The organism is Rhodococcus sp. (in: high G+C Gram-positive bacteria) (assembly GCF_049286785.1).
Classification (GTDB): Bacteria; Actinomycetota; Actinomycetes; order Mycobacteriales; family Mycobacteriaceae; genus Rhodococcus_F.
The window spans coordinates 1-17,919 of sequence record NZ_JBAQEO010000037.1 but is presented as its reverse complement, the minus strand read 5'-3'; the positions used below and the strand labels follow the sequence as shown (position 1 = coordinate 17,919).

17 protein-coding genes, 1 tRNA gene and 1 rRNA gene are annotated in these 17,919 nt (G+C 66.5%); all 19 read right to left on the bottom strand.

The features are described from left to right. Positions 1-153 precede the first annotated feature (153 nt). The 19 genes from WAW17_RS01730 to rrf all read right to left on the bottom strand — a co-directional run bounded on the left by WAW17_RS01730 (position 154) and on the right by rrf (position 17,918). Positions 154-227, bottom strand: a tRNA-Pro gene (locus tag WAW17_RS01730). A gap of 85 nt (positions 228-312) precedes the next feature. Next, a complete protein-coding gene (gene der, locus WAW17_RS01725; RefSeq protein WP_422331304.1) occupies positions 313-1,740 on the bottom strand; it encodes a ribosome biogenesis GTPase Der in 1,428 nt (475 codons plus the stop codon). After that, positions 1,737-2,426 (bottom strand): (d)CMP kinase, encoded by a 690-nt coding sequence (cmk, locus tag WAW17_RS01720; RefSeq protein WP_422331303.1) that lies wholly within the window; start codon positions 2,424-2,426, stop codon positions 1,737-1,739. The genes der and cmk overlap by 4 nt, the downstream gene beginning before the upstream one ends. Further along, positions 2,423-3,451: a pseudouridine synthase gene (locus WAW17_RS01715; RefSeq protein ID WP_422331302.1), complete on the bottom strand. Its 1,029-nt coding sequence runs from the start codon at positions 3,449-3,451 to the stop codon at positions 2,423-2,425. Before WAW17_RS01715 ends, cmk begins: the two co-directional genes overlap by 4 nt. 17 nt (positions 3,452-3,468) lie before the next feature. Next, a complete protein-coding gene (gene scpB / locus WAW17_RS01710) occupies positions 3,469-4,161 on the bottom strand; it encodes an SMC-Scp complex subunit ScpB (protein ID WP_422331301.1) in 693 nt (230 codons plus the stop codon). Next, on the bottom strand, positions 4,158-5,018 hold the full coding sequence (locus tag WAW17_RS01705; protein WP_422331300.1) for a segregation and condensation protein A: 861 nt from the start codon (positions 5,016-5,018) through the stop codon (positions 4,158-4,160). The genes scpB and WAW17_RS01705 overlap by 4 nt, the downstream gene beginning before the upstream one ends. A 21-nt stretch (positions 5,019-5,039) precedes the next feature. Further along, positions 5,040-6,089: a ParA family protein gene (locus tag WAW17_RS01700; protein WP_422331299.1), complete on the bottom strand. Its 1,050-nt coding sequence runs from the start codon at positions 6,087-6,089 to the stop codon at positions 5,040-5,042. Positions 6,090-6,147: 58 nt separating this feature from the next. Beyond that, positions 6,148-7,071, bottom strand: a complete 924-nt coding sequence (gene xerD / locus WAW17_RS01695; protein WP_422331298.1) for a site-specific tyrosine recombinase XerD — start codon at positions 7,069-7,071, stop codon at positions 6,148-6,150. A 4-nt stretch (positions 7,072-7,075) separates the two neighbouring features. Then, complete coding sequence (locus WAW17_RS01690) at positions 7,076-7,744, bottom strand: NUDIX domain-containing protein (protein WP_422331297.1); 669 nt, start codon at positions 7,742-7,744, stop codon at positions 7,076-7,078. A gap of 12 nt (positions 7,745-7,756) precedes the next feature. Further along, positions 7,757-9,535 carry a CTP synthase gene (locus WAW17_RS01685; RefSeq protein ID WP_422331296.1) on the bottom strand — a complete coding sequence of 593 codons (1,779 nt, stop codon included), beginning with the start codon at positions 9,533-9,535 and terminating at the stop codon, positions 7,757-7,759. Positions 9,536-9,671: 136 nt separating this feature from the next. Beyond that, entirely contained in the window at positions 9,672-10,625 is a 954-nt protein-coding gene (locus tag WAW17_RS01680) for a copper transporter (RefSeq protein ID WP_422331295.1), read from the bottom strand. After that, the gene (gene steA, locus WAW17_RS01675; protein ID WP_422331294.1) at positions 10,622-11,806 is read right to left on the bottom strand and encodes a putative cytokinetic ring protein SteA; all 1,185 of its coding nucleotides are present in this window, start codon (positions 11,804-11,806) and stop codon (positions 10,622-10,624) included. The genes WAW17_RS01680 and steA overlap by 4 nt, the downstream gene beginning before the upstream one ends. Positions 11,807-11,896: 90 nt before the next feature. Further along, complete coding sequence (recN, locus tag WAW17_RS01670) at positions 11,897-13,666, bottom strand: DNA repair protein RecN (protein ID WP_422331293.1); 1,770 nt, start codon at positions 13,664-13,666, stop codon at positions 11,897-11,899. 2 nt (positions 13,667-13,668) lie between these two features. Beyond that, positions 13,669-14,631: an NAD kinase gene (locus tag WAW17_RS01665; protein WP_422331292.1), complete on the bottom strand. Its 963-nt coding sequence runs from the start codon at positions 14,629-14,631 to the stop codon at positions 13,669-13,671. Beyond that, positions 14,628-15,458 carry a TlyA family RNA methyltransferase gene (locus WAW17_RS01660; RefSeq protein ID WP_422331291.1) on the bottom strand — a complete coding sequence of 277 codons (831 nt, stop codon included), beginning with the start codon at positions 15,456-15,458 and terminating at the stop codon, positions 14,628-14,630. Before WAW17_RS01660 ends, WAW17_RS01665 begins: the two co-directional genes overlap by 4 nt. Before the next feature lies 1 nt (position 15,459). Further along, positions 15,460-15,687, bottom strand: a complete 228-nt coding sequence (locus WAW17_RS01655) for a hypothetical protein (RefSeq protein ID WP_422331290.1) — start codon at positions 15,685-15,687, stop codon at positions 15,460-15,462. Positions 15,688-15,749: 62 nt separating this feature from the next. Further along, positions 15,750-16,760, bottom strand: a complete 1,011-nt coding sequence (locus WAW17_RS01650) for an HAD-IIA family hydrolase (protein ID WP_422331305.1) — start codon at positions 16,758-16,760, stop codon at positions 15,750-15,752. Positions 16,761-16,762: 2 nt separating this feature from the next. Then, complete coding sequence (locus tag WAW17_RS01645) at positions 16,763-17,743, bottom strand: tetratricopeptide repeat protein (RefSeq protein ID WP_422331289.1); 981 nt, start codon at positions 17,741-17,743, stop codon at positions 16,763-16,765. Positions 17,744-17,803: 60 nt separating this feature from the next. After that, positions 17,804-17,918, bottom strand: a 5S ribosomal RNA gene (gene rrf, locus WAW17_RS01640). Between the last annotated feature and the right edge of the window lies 1 nt (position 17,919).

Here is a 17,919-nt window from a genome sequence, read left to right as displayed (position 1 = left end):
GATCTTTGCGCAGTTCGGGTTCGAGCGTTGAGCCTTGCCGGACCCCGAGCGCGGTGAGCGAGTCGCCGACCTCACCGCCCGTCGGCTCACCGATCGGCCGCGCAATGACGAACGGCACCCCACCGTTGAGGTGGAGTGCCGTTACCTACACTGTCGGGCTGACAGGATTTGAACCTGCGACCACTTGACCCCCAGTCAAGTGCGCTACCAAGCTGCGCCACAGCCCGTCCACACCCTCTCGGGGTGCTCGATGAGATTACATCAGCGGTCGTCTGTAACGCTAATCGCCTGGTCAGCGGGGTTCAGCTTCCCCTACCGGGTCCGGCGGTCCCGCTTCTCCCGCACTCTCACGGAAATACGCACCGGGCTGCCGTCGAAGTTGAACTCCTCACGCAGGCGACGCTCGATGAACCGGCGGTAACCGGCCTCGAGGAACCCCGTGGTGAAGAGCACGAACGTCGGCGGCCGGGTACCGGCCTGTGTCGCGAACATCACCCGAGGCAGTCGCCCACCGCGCATCGGCGGTGGCGTGGCCGCTACAACTTCCTTCAGCCAGTTGTTGAGCCGGCCGGTCGGGATCCGCTTGTCCCACGATTCCAGCGCCGTGTCGAGTGCGGGTACGAGCTTCTGCACGGCTCGACCGGTCTGCGCCGAAATGTTGACGCGCTGCGCCCAGGGAACGCGCACCAGATCACGATCGACCTCACGGTCGAGTTGCAGGCGCCGCTCCTCGTCGACGAGATCCCACTTGTTGAACGCGATCACGAGGGCCCGGCCTGCGTCGGCCACCATGCTCAGCACCCGCAGATCCTGCTCCGAGATCGGTTCCGAGGCGTCGATGAGCAGGATCGCGACCTCGGCGGCCTCGATGGCACTCTTCGTCCGCAGCGACGCATAGAACTCCGCGCCGCTGGCGTGACTCACGCGCTTACGCAGACCCGCCGTGTCGACGAAGCGCCACGGCCTTCCGCCGAGTTCGACGATCGTGTCGACGGGATCCACGGTAGTGCCGGCCACGTCGTGCACCACCGAACGTTCGTCACCGGACAACTTGTTCAGCAGACTCGACTTTCCGACGTTCGGTTTGCCGACCAGCGCCACGCGCCTCGGCCCACCGCCGGGAATGCCTTCCCGCGGCGTTTCGGGCAGTACCGCGAGCACCTCGTCGAGCAGGTCTCCGGTGCCTCGCCCGTGCGTCGCACTGACCGAATAGGGCTGTCCGAGCCCCAGCGACCAGAGAGCAGCCACTTCGGACTCGGTCCGGCTGTCGTCGACCTTGTTGGCCACGAGAAGGACCGGGGTCTTGGACCGGCGGAGAACCTTGGATACCGCTTCGTCTGTCGCGGTGGCACCGACCACGGCATCCACGACCAGCAGAATCGCATCCGCGGTCTGCATCGCGAGTTCGGCCTGCCGCGCGACGGACTGCTGCAGTCCCTTGGCGTCGGGTTCCCAGCCGCCCGTGTCCTGCACCAGGAATCGGCGCCCACTCCAGTTCGCCTCGTAGGAGACGCGGTCGCGGGTGACCCCGGGAATGTCCTCGACCACGGCTTCACGTCGGCCGATGATGCGATTGACGAGGGTGGACTTGCCGACGTTGGGGCGACCGACCACGGCGAGTGTCGGAACCGGGACGTGGGACTCTCCGTCGCCGCCGTCCTCGAGGTCCAAGATCTCCCAGTCGGATTCCTCACTCCAGGTTCCGTCGCCCGCGAACTCGGTGGTGAATTGTTCGGTCACTGCCCTGCTCCAGTTCTCTCACTTACTACCAGCAGCAACTTGTCGATCACTTCGTCGATTCCGAGTTCGCTGGTGTCGACCAGCACGGAATCGTCGGCCGGACGCAACGGCGACACGGCGCGCGTGGAGTCGAGGTGATCACGACGCTGCACATCTGCGAGTACCGCGGCGTAGTCGTCGCCCCGCCCCTCGGCGACATTCTGCGCATTTCTGCGACCGGCCCGGGTTTCCGCGGAGGCAGTCAGGTAGATCTTCACGTCGGCGTCGGGAAGCACCACGGTGCCGATGTCCCTGCCCTCGACGACGATTCGCGCGTTCTCGGCCGCGAGACGACGCTGCGCATCAACGAGAAGTTCACGTACCGCCGGAACAGCGGAGACCGCCGACACGGCCGCGGTCACTGCGTCACCGCGGATCTCCTCACCGACGTCCTCACCGTCGAGCAGCACCTGCTCGGCAGCGGGATCGGTGCCGATCGACCACGGCAAACCGGTCGTCGCCTCGGCGATCGCTACGGAATCGGAAAGATCCACACCCTTGCGCAGCGCGTGCAGCGTCGCGATCCGGTACAGTGCGCCGGTGTCGAGGTAGCGGGCCCCGAGTCGCTGCGCCAGCCGGCGGGACACGCTCGACTTTCCGGTTCCGGACGGACCGTCCATGGCAACGACCAACGAAGATGTACTCACAGCCCCACCGCCCCGTAGAGGCCGCCGACCTCACCGCGCCCGAGGACTCGCAAGGTGCCCGGCCGCTGTTCGCCCAGTGCGACCGCACCGATATCCGTGCGGACCAGGCGGATCACCGGGTGGCCCACCGCCTCGAACAGGCGCCGGACGATGTGCTTGCGACCTTCGTGCAGCGTGACCCGCACGAGAGACTTGCCCTCGTTGATGTCGAGGAGGGTGAACGCATCGACCTTGGCCGGACCGTCGTCGAGTTCCACCCCTTCCTTCAGCTTCTTCCCGACGCCCCGTTCGAGTCCACCGGACACGGTCGCCAGGTAGGTCTTGGACACCTCGAACGACGGGTGCATGAGCCGGTGGGCGAGATCGCCGTCGTTGGTGAGGAGTAGCAGTCCCTCGGTGTCGGCGTCCAGGCGGCCGACATGAAAGAGACGCTGGCCGGCTGTGACGCGCTCCGACACGATGTCGCCGACACAGGGTCGTCCGAGGTCGTCCGACATGGTCGACTGCCATCCACGGGGCTTGTTCAGTGCAAGGTGGACCAGGTCCTTCTGCACAACGACGCGGACACCGTCCACGCGGACCACCGCGTTCTCGGGATCGATTCGCAGGCCCTGCTCGACGACGATGCGGCCGTCGACCTCGACGCGTCCCTGGGTGATCAGTTCCTCGGCTGCGCGGCGCGATGCGACACCGGCCTGCGCGAGAACCTTCTGCAGGCGCACACCGTCACCCTGCGGGGGACCCGCGGGTCGTTCCATCGCGTGCTGGTGCCGCGCCGGCTTGGCGTTGCTGACCTTGGGTGCGGGTACGTGGGCACGCTGCGGTTTGGCCGACTTGGGCTTGCCCCGCTTGTTCTGGGGAGCGGCGTCGGACCTCCCCGACGTACTCTTCGCGGCGTCCGGCCTGCCGGACCGCTGCCCGGCCTCCGGCCTGCCGGACCGCTGCGCGGTCTCCGACCTGTCTGGGCGTTGCTTCTGATTGTTCTTGCGATCCGGTGTGCCATCTCGGCGAGCGGGTTTCTTCACTTTTTCTACGATCCCTGTCAGTCTTCGGTGTCGAGCCCGGTGTCCAACTCTTCTGTGGACGCCGTAGCTTTGTTCATTCTCGCAAATCGTGGGTCAGATTCCAGGCTGTCGCTGATGTCGTCGATCAGATCGACGTCGGGCAACAACGGCGCGAGGGCGGGCAGGTCGGCGAGTGACGCCAGACCGAGCCGTTCCAGAAAGAGCTCCGTGGTCGAATACTGTGTGGCGTTGGTATCGGGATCGACACCGGCTTCGGCGATCAATCCGCGAGCGAGGAGTGTGCGCACCACGCCGTCCACGTTGACGCCGCGTACCGCACTGATCCGTGCGCGGGTCAACGGTTGACGGTATGCCACCACGGCCAGAGTTTCCAATGCTGCCCGTGTCAGCTTCGACCGGGCACCGTCGAGTAACAGCCGTTCCACGTAGGGCGCGTATGTGGTGCGCGTGTAGAGACGCCAACCGTCACCGGCATATCGGAGATCCATCCCGCTGCCGCGTTCGGTGAGCGCCGCGGACATCCGGTTCAGGACTTCCGTGATGCGATTCACAGACGCACCGGTCACCGAGGCGAGCTGTTCGGCACCTGCGGGTGAGTCCACGATGAGCAGCAGCGACTCGAGCACCGCTTCGAGTTCGGTATCGGAGAGCTCCGGTTCACCCTCCTCGACCTCGGTGTGGTCCGGCTCGTCGATCGGCGGCGAACTCATCCGTAGTCCTCCTCGGTCACCGGGGCGCGGGTGACGTCCCCGGTCCAGCTCACCAGTAATTCGCCGAGCGGCTCGGGCTGCTCGAACAACACCGCCTGCTCGCGATACAGCTCCAGTAGAGCAAGAAATCTTGCCACGATCTCGACGGTCACTTCGCATTCGGCCACCAGGTCGCCGAAGCTCGCCCATTCACCGACTCCGCGTTCCCGGAGCAGCTCCAGCATGCGGGCGGCTTGCTCGGGCACCGACACCGTCTGGACGTGGAGGTGCCCCAGCCCCACCGAGGGTGTGGGCCGCGGAGTGAACACCATCGCGGCGATCTCGGCGAACCGCTGCGCATCGACGCCGAGCAACACCTCCGGCAGCAGGTCGGTGAACTGGTCCTCCAGGGCCACCGAACGCGGGTAGCGGCGCAGTGCCGCCGCCTCGAGTTCCCCGAAGAGCTGTGCTACCTGCTTGTAGGCGCGGTACTGAAGCACTCGCGCGAACAACAGGTCGCGGGCCTCGAGAAGCGCCAGGTCCTCCGCATCCTCCACCTGCCCCGACGGCAGCAGACGGGCCGCCTTCAAGTCGAGGAGGGTGGCCGCGACGAGGAGGAACTCGGTGGTCTGGTCGAGGCCCATCTCGGCGCCGAGCAACCTGGTGTAGGTGATGAAGTCGTCCGTGACTTGGTGGAGAGCAACTTCGGTGACGTCCAGCTCGCGCTGGTTGATGAGTGTGAGCAGAAGGTCGAACGGTCCCTCGAAATTGCGAAGGGTCACACGGAAGCCGGGCTTGACCGCGGCCGGCTGTGGCTCCCCCGGGGCGTCCGATACCGATGCTTCCGTGGATGGATCTTCGATCTGCGGTGGCGCCATGGTCTCCTGCGAGGTCACCACTTACCGGCCGGACCGGTGGATGACCTCGCGAGCCAGCGCCCGGTACGCTTCCGCCCCGGTCGACTTCGGCGCCCAGGTTGTGATCGGCTCGCCGGCGACCGAGGTCTCGGGAAATCGCACGGTCCGGTTGATGACGGTGTCGTAGACCAGGTCGCCGAACACTTCCACCACCCGTGCCATCACTTCACGGGCGTGGAGGGTTCGCGAGTCGAACATGGTCACGACGATGCCGGCCAGTTCGAGCTTGGGGTTGAGGCGATCGTGCACCTTCTCGACGGTGTCGTTGAGAAGGGCGAGGCCGCGCAGACTGAAGTACTCGCATTCCATCGGAATGATCACCGAGTCCGCGCAGGCGAGCGCATTGACGGTGAGCAGTCCGAGAGAAGGCTGGCAGTCGATGAGCACGTAGTCGTACCGGTCGAGCACCGGGTGCAGCACGCGGCCGAGGGTCTGTTCCCGTCCGACCTCTGTGACGAGCTGGATCTCCGCTGCCGACAGGTCGATGTTGCTGGGCAGGAGGTCGAGCCCCTCGACGCGGGTCCGCATCAGTACGTCGTCGATCGACACTCGTGGTTCGACGAGCAGATTGTGGACCGTCAAATCGAGATCATGGTGTGCCACACCGAGTCCAGCGGACAACGCACCCTGTGGATCCAAGTCGACCAGCAGAACCCGTCGGCCGTACTCGGCGAGCGACGCGCCCAGGTTGATGGTCGACGTCGTCTTACCCACGCCGCCCTTCTGATTGCACATTGCGATGATTTTGGCGGGGCCGTGAGACTGCAACGGAGCGGGTTCGGGTACCTCGCGGGTCGGCCGCCCGGTGGGACCGAGTTCGCCCACTGCACTCGTCCTGGCGTCGGACCCGGGTGTGATCGCGAGACCGTCCATCCCGGAATTGCCGAACAAGCGTGAGTCGGCGGTGTCGGTCTGCCGCATGTCGAACATGTCGCCCTCCGATTGCGAGTGCTCTGACTCCGCTGCTGGCGGCTGCGGTGTCACCACGGTCCGATGATCCCCTGTTCTCTGGATGGTCGCTGTCGATCCCACATCGTTATACGAACGCTACCGCTTCGTACCGCGAATTCTTCCCTCGACACGCATTCCGTCAGCGCGCCCGGGGATGCGCCTCGGCCCACACCTCACGCAGCGCACCCACCGTCACCAGCGTATATATCTGTGTGGTCGTCACAGACGCGTGCCCCAGTAACTCCTGCACCACCCGCACATCGGCTCCGCCGTCGAGAAGATGTGTCGCGAAGGAGTGCCTCAGCGTATGCGGCGACACCGCAGCGCCGATTCCGGCCGACTCGGCGGCCGTGTGCAGCACCTGCCAGGCGCTCTGCCGGGACAGCCGCCCACCCCGCACATTGAGGAAGAGCGCGGGTGTCGCACGCGAGACCAGACCGGGCCGGCCCCTGATCAGGTAGGCATCGAGCGTCTCGACCGCCGGACGGCCCACCGGCACCACCCTCTGCTTGCCACCTTTGCCGCGCAACAGCACCGACCGGGTTTCCGTGTCGATGTCGTCGACGTCGAGTCCCACAGCCTCCGAGATGCGGGCCCCGGTCGAATACAGCAGCTCGAGCAGTGCGCGGTCCCGAAGGCTGCGTGGCCCGTCCCCGGGGCTGTCACCACCAACAGCCTCGAGCAGGGACAGCACGTCGGCGACGGGGAGTGACTTGGGGAGTCGCTTGCCCGGTGACGGCGGCCGGACGTCGCGGGCCACGTCGACGGCTGCAGCGCCCTCGGCCGCCGCGAATCGATGCAGCCCCCGAACCGCGATCAGGGCTCGTGCCGCCGAACTCGGGGCGAGAGCGGGACGTTCACGTGCCGGGTCACCGCTCCGCAAGGCGATCACGAAGTCGCTGACGTCCTGCTCGCGCACCCGGCTGATGTCATCGATGCCACGATCGGCGAGGAACTGCACGTACCGCGTGAGGTCACGGCGATAGGAACTGAGGGTGTTGCGGGCCGCGCCCCGTTCGACCGCGATGTGATCGAGATACGAATCAACCTGCCGCGCAATCACGTCCTCATGACCCCGTGGTCCGGTTTCCGGTGGCGTGAGAGCGTTTGCGCTCGCTGAATTTCACGGGACGATCCGCCCAGGGCGCATCCGGCGCACGGAGAAGCCGCAGACTGTCCGGCCGGGAGTGCATCGCGGCCAGCGCCATCACACCCGAGACGGCCGTGGCATTGACGATCTCCCCGCGGAGCACCATGGCCACCGCCTCGCCGAGCGGGATGCGTTCCACCTCGAGGTCGGCTTCCTCGTGCTCCGGTTCGGGCCGATCCACCTCGCGGAGGTCCTCGGCGAGGAATACCCGCACCGATTCGTCCGTGAATCCCGGTGAGAGCGCAATGTCCACGAGGACCGACCACTTTCCCGCGGCAAGTCCCGTCTCCTCCGCCAGTTCGCGCTGGGCTGCGTCGAGCGGGTCCTCCCCCGGGGCGTCCAGGAGTCCGGCGGGAATCTCCCACAACCGGCGACCCACCGGATGCCGGTACTGGTGAATGAGAACGAGGCGGTCGAGGTCGTCGAGGACGACGACCGCGACCGCACCGTGATGCTCCACCACCTCACGGTCGGCGGTCCGGCCGTCCGGCATGGCGACGTGGTCCACTCGCAGCGCGATGATCGCCCCGCTGTACACGGTCCGCGAGTCCAGGGTTTCGAACTCGTGCCGGCCGGCCTCGTTCATGTCGGGGCCGGCTTATCCGGCGCTGTCGACGGACGCGACCTCGCCGAGATCTGCGGAAGACCCCAGCTCGGCGATGCCGGTATCGGAGTTCGCCGGGTCCTCGCCGTGCACATCGACCGGCAGACGCTCTTCCAGCTTGTACTTCAGTGCCGCCTCCACGAACGCCGCGAAGAGCGGGTGCGGGCGCGTCGGCCGGCTCTTGAGCTCGGGATGCGCCTGGGTGGCGACGAAGAACGGATGCTGATCGGCGGGATACTCGACGAACTCGACGAGATGACCGTCCGGGGAGGTTCCGCTGAACCGGAGACCACTCTTCGCGATGCGGTCGCGGTACGCGTTGTTGACCTCGTAGCGGTGCCGATGCCGCTCCGAAACCTCCTCGGTTCCGTAGGCGCGTGCGACGACCGATCCCTTCTGCAGGACGGCAGGGTAGGCACCGAGTCGCATGGTGCCGCCCAGGTCGGCCTCACCGGCCACGACGTCTTCCTGATCCGCCATCGTGGAGATGACGGGATGCGTGGTCTCGGGCTCGAATTCGGCGGAGTTGGCATCGGTGAGGCCGACACTTCGCGCAGCCTCGATGACGACACACTGAAGACCCAGGCACAGTCCGAGCAACGGGATCTTGCGATGACGCGCGTACGTGATGGCGCCGAGTTTGCCCTCGATCCCGCGAATTCCGAAGCCACCCGGGATGAGCACGCCGTCCACGTCGCCGAGCGCCGCCTGCGCGCCGGCTTCCGTCTCGCAGGCGTCCGACGGCACCCAGACGATCTCGACCTTGGAACGGTTCGCGAAGCCACCGGCCCGAAGCGCCTCGGTAACCGAGAGGTAGGCGTCCGGGAGGTCGACGTACTTGCCGACCAGCGCCACCCGCACGGTCTCACGCGGCTGGTGCACACGCTCGAGCAGATTGCCCCATTCCGTCCAGTCGACGTCGCGGAACGGCAGACCGAGCTTGCGCACGACGTACGCGTCGAGGCCCTCGCTGTGCAGCACCTTCGGGATGTCGTAGATGCTCGGGGCATCCGGGCAGGAGATGCAGCCCTCGATGTCGACGTCGCACATCAACGCGATCTTGTTCTTCAGCGCATCGGGGACGTCACGGTCGCATCGCAGAACAAGTGCATCGGGCTGGATACCGATGTTGCGCAGCGCGGCCACCGAGTGCTGCGTCGGCTTGGTCTTGAGCTCACCCGACGGGGCCAGGTACGGCACCAGAGAGACGTGAAGGAAGAAGACGTTGTCCCGGCCGATCTCGTGGCGGACCTGACGCGCTGCCTCGAGGAACGGCTGCGACTCGATGTCGCCGACCGTGCCACCGATCTCGGTGATCACCACGTCCGGACGATGCCCCTGAAGGTCCGGTCCGCTCATCGCGAGGATGCGGCTCTTGATCTCGTCGGTGATGTGCGGGATGACCTGGACGGTGTCGCCGAGGTATTCACCGCGACGCTCCTTGGCAATGACCGTCGAATACACCTGGCCTGTGGTCACATTCGCCTGACCGGACAGATCACGGTCGAGAAAGCGCTCGTAGTGCCCGACGTCCAGATCGGTCTCGGCACCGTCTTCGGTGACGAACACCTCGCCGTGCTGGAAAGGGTTCATGGTGCCAGGATCGACGTTGAGGTACGGATCCAGCTTTTGCATCGTCACGCGCATTCCCCGCGCGGTCAGCAACTGGCCGAGGCTCGAGGCGGTGAGGCCCTTGCCCAGCGAAGAGGCAACGCCGCCGCTCACGAAGATGTGCTTGGTGGCTGTACGCGAATGAGTGCGTGACTGTGGCAAAAGGGCTCCCGTGACGACTGTGCAGGGCTTGGTCTGTTCGAGCAATACTGGGGCCTGCCGACCCACGGGACTTCACGGTAACACCTCTGCGGACCTCCGGGAAACAACGCGCCGAGATTGCCGCATGTGACGCCCGCTACGCCGGAGTCGCTCCGACGGTGACGCCCGTGGTGCCCGGTCCCGTTCCGTACCGTCCCGTGCCGCCGGCCAGTTGTTCCTGCAGCGCGAGCGGCACGGTGATCTTGCCCGCCTCGCGATCGATGTTGTCGATCGTCGTCAGCGCCGATGACAGTGCTGCGTCCGCCCGCGCCACCGCGACCGCACCGTTGCCCTGTGCACTGGCCGGACGTCCCGCCAGCACCGCGCCGGCTCCGCGGGCATCCAGCGCGCCCGCGAACCGCGCCACGACGGCACCCCGGTTGCCGCTGGCGGTTTCGTCCTCGACGTCGCGATCGCCCGTCAGCACCACCGCGAGTTGCGCCGGCTGGACGGACCCGTCGTCGTAGCTGATGAATCCGGCACCTCGCAGGGTTTCGAGTGCGAGGACCCTCTCCTCGGGGGAACTCTGCGGCTCGCTGGTGTCCCGCTCGAGCATCAGAACCGAGCCCAGCAGATCACCGGCAAGACTGCCCTGGTCGACGGCCCCCGTCTTCAGGGTGACCCCGGCCGGAATCACGTTGTTGACCACGGTGCGCAGGCGATCCCCACCGGTGGCGTCGACGAAGGAATCCGTCAGTGATACGTGGCCGGTGACAGTCCCACCGGACTGTGCGACAAGCCTGTTGACTCCGTCGAGATCGCCCGGATCGGCGTCCGGGGAGGTGATCACCATGACCGTGCGCTGCGCCAGAACATCCCGGACCACCCGCCCGGACACGGCGGAATCGAATCCGTCGGCCGCGTTCAGCTGTTCGGTCAACTGGTTGTTGCGTTCGTTCGCCTTCTCCACGTCATTCTGCAGATCGGCCTTGTCGTCACGCAGTCCCGAGACGAGACCACTCGACAACAGCCCTGTCCCCAGAACCACGCCGATCGCCAGCGCCAGAAAAATCGCCGCGATGGAAATGGCGTGTTGACGCAGGGAAATCACTTGGTGAACCCCTGCACCCACACCACCAAGCTGTCCCACGTCGTGATGACCCAGTCGAGCGCTTCACCACCGAGATTCGACACCACCAGAGCGACAACCACCGCCACCAGTGCTGCCAGCACGAGCAATGCGATTGCGGCACCCGATACACGACTGCGATACAGCGTCGCGACGGCCTTGGCGTCGACCAGCTTGGGCCCCACCTTGAGCCGGGTCATGAAGGCCGACGGATTGCTGTCACGGCGACCGCGATCGAAGAATTCGTCGAGCGACACCGTGTTGCCGACCGTCACGATCAGGGAAGCACCGTGATGATCGGCGAGCAGCAGCGCCAGGTCGGACGGCGATCCGGAGGCGGGGAACGTCATCGCACCGATTCCGAGGTCCTGGATCCGCGACAGTCCCGGCGCATGTCCGTCCTGATCGGCGGGAAGCACCACCTCGGCACCCGACTTCAAGGTTGCGCTCGTGACGTCCTCGGGGTCACCCACGATCAGGTCGGGCCGATAGCCCGCGGAGTTCAGAACGTCGGCTCCGGCGCCCACACCGATGAGGATCGGCGAGTACTCCTTGATGAAGGGCTTGAGGTTCTTGAGATCGGTTACGTGATCCGGTCCATCGGACACGATCACGACATGCCGTTCCTTCATGTCGACATCGACGTCCGGGACACCGACACCGTCGATCAACAACGGACTCTCGGTTCGGATGAACTCGATGGTGTTGCCGGAGAACGCCTCCAGATGATCGACCAGACCGGTCTTCGCCTCGATCATCCGGTCGGAGATCTCGGCCTCGGACTGATCGTCACCCTTGGCGATCCGCCGCTCCCCCGAGTACACACCCCCCTCGTTGATCCGGATCTTGCTCCCGTCCTTGATGCTCTTGAACACCTCGGTGCCCGCGGAGTCGACGAGCATGATTCCGTTGGCGACAATCACTTCGGGACCGAGATTGGGATAGCGCCCAGAAATCGAGGGCGACGCGTTGATCACTGCGAGGACGCCGGCCTTCACCAGCGCGTCCGCGGTACCGCGATCGAGGTCGAGCTCGTCGAGAACGACGATGTCACCGGGTCCGACGCGTCGCAGCAACTTGGCCGTGTTGCGATCCACCCTGGCGATGCCGCTGACCCCAGGCAAAGTTTCGGTGTTACGTGACAGCAGTGCCGGCATCTTCATGGATTCGATGATGGACCGGATTCGCAGCCGACCTGTGGAGGCGCGCCGAACCAACTACCACAGCAGCCACACGTTCACCAACAGTTTTCGCTAGCGGCGTTCGGCGCTCGCCGTGGCCAACAGCTCCTCCGCGTGTGCTCTTCCAGTCTCGGTATCGTCCAGTCCGGCCAGCATCCGGGCCAGCTCCACGACGCGTTCGTCATCGGTGAGTGTTCGCACGCCGCTGCTGACAACACCGCCCGCCTCGTCCACCTTGTCTACCACCAGATGGGTGTCGGCGAACGCCGCCACCTGCGGCAGGTGCGTCACGACGATCACCTGGTGGGTTCGGGCCAGACGGGCAAGGCGCCGCCCGATCTCCACGGCGGCGCGGCCGCCCACCCCGGCATCCACCTCGTCGAACACCATCGTCGCGCCGGAGTCGGACCCGGCCAGTACCACCTCGAGGGCGAGCATCACCCGCGAGAGCTCACCGCCGGAGGCACTCTTGCTGATGGGTAGCGACTGAGCGCCGCTGTGGGCCGACAGCCGGAACTCCACCTCGTCGACACCCGAGGACCCCGCGTGCAGTTCCACACCGTCGACGACCAGGGGCGCCGTGTCCTGGGGGCCTGCCGCCCGCGGCCGAACCGACACTTCGAGGGCGGCACGTCCCATCGCGAGGCCGGCCAGCTCGGAACTCACGGCCTTGGCGAGCTTGGATGATGCCTTGGCGCGAGCAGCACTGAGCTTCGACGCCGCCTCCGCGGTGGCGACGGCCGACTCTTCGACCTGCTTGGTGAGCGTGGCCAGAGCATCGGACGAGACGTCGATCTTCGCGAGCCGGGCACGTGCGTTGTCCGCCCATTCGAGGACACCGTCGACATCTGCCGCGTACTTGCGTGTCAGATTCTTCAGCTCGGCCTGCCGGGACAGCAGAGAATCCAGCGCCCCCGGGTCGACGGGGAGTCCGGCGAGATAGGTGGTGAGATCCTGCGCAACGTCGGTAACCACGGCGATCGCATCGGCAAGGCGGGGGCCGAGCCCGTCGAGTTCCGGGTCGGACGCGGACTCGATTCGAGCCCTCGCCTCCGACAGAAGGTCGAGTGCCGGCGCCGCCGCCTCGTCGCCGTCCATCTCGTCGCTACCGGTAAGAGCCGTGTGCGCATCCTGAGCAGCCGACCGCAACGAATCGAGTTCGCTCAACCTGCGGACCTCGGAAACGATCGACCCGTCCTCGCCGGGGGTCGGCGCGACGCCGTCGATCTCCTGGAGCGCAAAGGTGAGCTGGTCGGCTTCCTGTGCCAGTTCCCGCGTGCGTCCGGTCCTCTCGATCAGCTCGGCTCGGACGGTCATCCATTCGTCACGGTGCTTGCGGTACCGCGCCAGGAGCGGCCCGACGGCCTTGTCGGCAAACCTGTCGAGTGCGGCGCGCTGCTGATCGGGGCGGAGCAGCCGCAGTTGGTCGTTCTGGCCGTGCACCGTGAGAAGCGGATCGGTGAATTCGGACAACACTCCCGCGGGGACGCTGCGCCCACCGAGGTGCGCCCGCGACCGTCCGTCGCTGCCCACGGTCCGGACGGCGATGATGGTGCCGTCCTCGTCCCGCTCGGCACCCGTCGACTCGAGCAGGCGAGTAACGGCACGTTCGATGTGTTCGGAACCCTCATCGGTCACGAATCGGCCCTCGACGATCGCGCGCGGCGCACCGAGTCGCACCCGGCCGGCGTCGGCGCGAGCCCCGCTCAGCAGATGCAGGCTCGTCACCACCATCGTCTTGCCCGCACCGGTCTCACCGGTCAGCACCGTCAAACCTTCGTGGAACTGCGCCGAGGCCTCGGAGATCACACCGAGGCTCTCGATCCTGATCTCTGCAAGCACGTCTAGGGCTTCCTTCCTCGCCACCCGGTGACGGGCAGTTCGAACTTTCGCACCAACCGGTCCGCGAACGGAGCCGAATCCAGTCGTACCCAGCGAACGGGCTCCCGCCCGCGCACCACCTCCACCCGCGCTCCCGCCGGCAATTCGAGCGTTCTCCGCCCGTCACAGAACACCAGACCGTCGTGGCTGCCGGCCATCGTCTCCACCGCGATCACCGATTCGGGGCTGGTGACGAGTGGACGAGCGAAAAGTGCGTGCGCGTTACTGGGCACCACCAGCAATGCCTCGAGTTCCGGCCAGACCACGGGACCGCCGGCGGAGAACGCGTAGGCGGTGGAGCCGGTCGGAGTCGAGATCAGTACCCCGTCGCAGCCGAAGGCGGATACGGGGCGGCCGTCGACTTCGAGCACCACTTCGAGCACTCCCAGCCGCGACCGGTTCTCGATACTGGCTTCGTTGAGAGCCCAGCCGCGCTCGATGATCTCGTCGTCGAGTCGTATCGCCACATCCAACGTCATACGGCGCTCGACGCGGTATTCGCGGCGCACCACCTGACCAAGAGCCTCGTCGAGATGTTCCGCCTCGGCCTCGGCGAGGAAACCGATGCGACCCAGGTTGATTCCGAGGACGGGAATGGACGCGGCCTGCGCGAGTTCCGCTGCGCGAAGGAAGGTTCCGTCGCCGCCGAGTACCAGCACCATCTCGCAGCCACGCGCGGCATCCGGGCCGGCCTGAACGATGGCCAGCGCCAGCCCCGGTACTTGGAAGGCGTCCGGCGCCCTCTCGTCGGCGGGTTCGATCCGCGTGCTGTCGACCTCGTCGACAAGCACCCGCATCCCGATGCCTGCGTGCGCGAAGATCGCGCCGACGCGGCGCGCGGTCTCGGTGATCTCCGGCCGGCCCGGGTGCGCCACGAGCAGGATTTCCCGCTCGTCTTCGCGGGTGCCGCCGCTTCCCTCTCTCACTGTGGTCCCTCCTGTACGGCGGTGCGAATCAATTCCTCCACCGACCGGCCGGCTACATCATCCGCCTCGGGTGTGACACCAGCATGCAGCCACAGGAAGTACTCGACGTTTCCGGAGGGTCCCGGCAACGGACTCGCGACGGCGCCCAGAGTATGCAGGCCCAGCACCGCCGCCCTGTTCGCGACCGACAGCACCGCCTCGACCCGCAGTTCCGGATCTCGCACCACCCCACCCGTGCCCACACGGTCCTTGCCTACCTCGAACTGCGGCTTCACCATCGGGATCAGGTCCCCGCCCTCGCGGACGCAGGCGATGAACGCAGGCAGCACGAGTTCCAGCGAGATGAACGACAGATCAGCGACCACGAGATCGACACGGCCACCGATCTGTTCGGCATCGATCGACCGGACATTGGTGCGGTCGATCACGTGCACACGGTCGTCGGATTGCAGCCGCCACACCAACTGGCCATACCCGACGTCGACCGCCACGACCTCGCGGGCACCCTTGTGCAGAAGAACGTCCGTGAAACCCCCGGTCGAGGCACCTGCGTCCAGACAGCGTTTGCCCTCGATCGAAAGTCCGCGAGGCTCGAACGCCTCCAGCGCACCGAGCAGTTTGTGGGCACCGCGCGACGCCCAGGACACCTCGTTGTCAACCTCGACCACCCGCAGTGGTGTGCCGGCCTCCACCGCGGTGGCCGGCTTGGTCGCCGCCGTACCCGAAATCAACACGCGCCCCGACGCGATCAGTTCCTGAGCATGCTCGCGGGACCGGGCCAGTCCACGCCGAACCAGTTCGGCATCCACCCGTGCACGACGGGCCACCTCAGATCTTGTCCACGGTGGCCAGTGCCTGCACCAACACGTCGTGGGCCTTCTCGAGAAGATGAGCCTGGCGGGGAATGATGCCCACCCCGTGCTCGTCGGCGGGATCAGGCTCGACAGCTCCCAGCCGCGACAAAAACCCGTCGACCTCCGCGTGAATCTCCTCGGGGTCGACGGTCTGAGTAGGCCCAGGTAGATGACTTCCCGGGCGCGGTATCGGCGTGCTCATCGGCCACAACGCTAGTCCATCGCCCTCCGATACGCATACAGCGAACCGCGGGGCGGAGGGAGTCAGTTGTTCCAGCCGGACAGGACGGCACTCAATGCGGTGTCCGTCGACGTGATGCGTTCGAAGCCCGGGAACTTCCACGCAATCGGAGCCACCTGACGCAGCAACGCGGTCTCATCGACCGGGGCGCCGGAACCATCCGGCCCGATCACCAGGTCCTTGCCGTCGAAATGGACCGCCCACCGGGTGCCTTCGCCGATCCCAGACTGATCGGCCGGCCGATTGAGCGCATCCAGATCCGCTGCGACATAGGTAGGGCGCTGATTCTCCACCGCCCGCAACACGTCGGTTGCCGAGCTCACACCGGTGAGCACGAGAAGGGATTCGAGACCGACCGCATGCGCGCCTTCGATGTCCGTGTCGAGCCGGTCCCCCACGACGAGCGGACGCACAGAACCGCTTCGGCGCATCGCATCTTCCATCAGGGGAGCAGCCGGTTTCCCGGCAACGAGAGGTTCCCGTGAGGTCGCTGCCCGCAGTGCCGCCACCATCGATCCGTTGCCGAGCACCAAACCGCGTTCGGTAGGCAGAGTCGAATCGAGATTCGCGGCCACCCACAGCGCACCTGCCCTGATGGCGAGCGTCGCTTCCGCGAGGATTGCCCAATCCGTCGCAGGCGAATGCCCTTGGACCACGGCTGCGGGTTCATCGTCGAACAACCGCACCGGACGCAGTCCGACCCGGGATACTTCGTCGCACAAGGCCTCGGTGCCGACCACCAGCACTGCAGCACCGGACTCGACATTCTCCTGCAGGAGGCGTGCAGCAGATTGAGAGCTGGTGACCACTCGCGACTCGTCCGCATCGAAGCCGAGAGCCGAGAGATGGTGCGCCACGTCAGCGGGACTACGACTCGCATTGTTGGTCACGTAGAAGAGCGACTGCTCTCCGGAGCACACAGCGTCGCGAGCACCCGGAATTTCGTGTGAGCCCCGGTACAGAGTGCCGTCGAGGTCGAGCAACAGCGTGTCGTAGGCGGCCCGCAGGGGAGCCGACTTTCCGGCGCCCTGCACCGTCACTGATCGTCTCCGGTCAACTCGGCCACACGCTCCTCTGCATCGGTGTCACCGTCGAGGTCCGCAGCAGCTGCGTTGAGGAACCACTGGAGTCCGTCCTGGGTGCGACCAGCTGCGACCAGGGCATCCGCGTACGCGTAGAACAGACGTGCCGCGCCCGAGCCGGTGCGCGAAGCGTCGAGATCCGGGGTCTGCAGCGTGACCACAGCCTGGTCGTACTGCCCAAGGTCCATACGGGCCCCGGCCACCACCATCCGCAATTCCGCGGCGTCGTCGCCGGATAACGCGCGAGCTTCCTCGCTTCGGCCGAGTTCGATCGCACGCTCCGGACGTCCGAGTCCTCGCTCACAGTCCGCCATGACAGCGAGCAGTCCCGGGCCACCAGCCATACGACGAGCGGCACGGAGTTCCGACAGGGCCTCGGCCCACTCACCGGCGTGATAGGCGGTGATACCTGCGGCCTCGCGGACGACAGCGATGCGGCCGGCCCGCTGACGCGCCGCTCGCGCATGCGCAAGCGCAAGCCGCGGGTCGTCGTCGACGAGTTTGCCCGCCATCACGAGATGGCGCGCGACAGTATTCGCGTTGGTTTTGTCCAGGCTCAGCAGATCCCGTCGAACCGACGGATCGAGTTCGCCGGCCTCCACGTCATCCGGCAGATCCGGTTCGTCCGGCCGGGCCTGCTGGCGCTGCGGACGGTCACCCTCGCGGCCGCGTGGTGCGAAACCACCCTCGCCGCCGCGGCGAGGACCGCCGCTCCGCCGATCGCCGCCGCCGCCGCGAGAATCACGGCGCGGTCCGCCGGTGGAATCGCCTCGTCCCGAACTCGGAGCACCCGACCCCGACCCGGGGGCACCGCCCCTTCCGGAATTGGGGGCACCGCCCCGCCCGGAGTTGGGGGCACCGCCCCGCCCGGAATTGGGGGCACCGCCTCCCCGAAAGGGTCGACGCCCGTCGTCGCCACTCTCCGACACAGTCATTCCTTTCACACAAAGCACGAAAGGGGACCCAATATATTGGGTCCCCTTTCGGTAACGGATGTTCGGCGGTGTCCTACTCTCCCACACCCTGTCGGGTGCAGTACCATCGGCGCTGGAGGGCTTAGCTTCCGGGTTCGGAATGGGACCGGGCGTTTCCCCTCCGCTATGGCCGCCGT

What these genes read in the sequence shown, in the direction of transcription:
- steA (WP_422331294.1), bottom strand. Translation starts at nt 11,806, where the DNA reads ATGAAGATGCCGGCACTGCTGTCACGTAACACCGAAACTTTGCCTGGG.
- WAW17_RS01645 (WP_422331289.1), bottom strand. Translation starts at nt 17,743, where the DNA reads ATGACTGTGTCGGAGAGTGGCGACGACGGGCGTCGACCCTTTCGGGGA.
- WAW17_RS01705 (WP_422331300.1), bottom strand. Translation starts at nt 5,018, where the DNA reads ATGGCGCCACCGCAGATCGAAGATCCATCCACGGAAGCATCGGTATCG.
- scpB (WP_422331301.1), bottom strand. Translation starts at nt 4,161, where the DNA reads ATGAGTTCGCCGCCGATCGACGAGCCGGACCACACCGAGGTCGAGGAG.
- WAW17_RS01655 (WP_422331290.1), bottom strand. Translation starts at nt 15,687, where the DNA reads ATGAGCACGCCGATACCGCGCCCGGGAAGTCATCTACCTGGGCCTACT.
- WAW17_RS01690 (WP_422331297.1), bottom strand. Translation starts at nt 7,744, where the DNA reads ATGAACGAGGCCGGCCGGCACGAGTTCGAAACCCTGGACTCGCGGACC.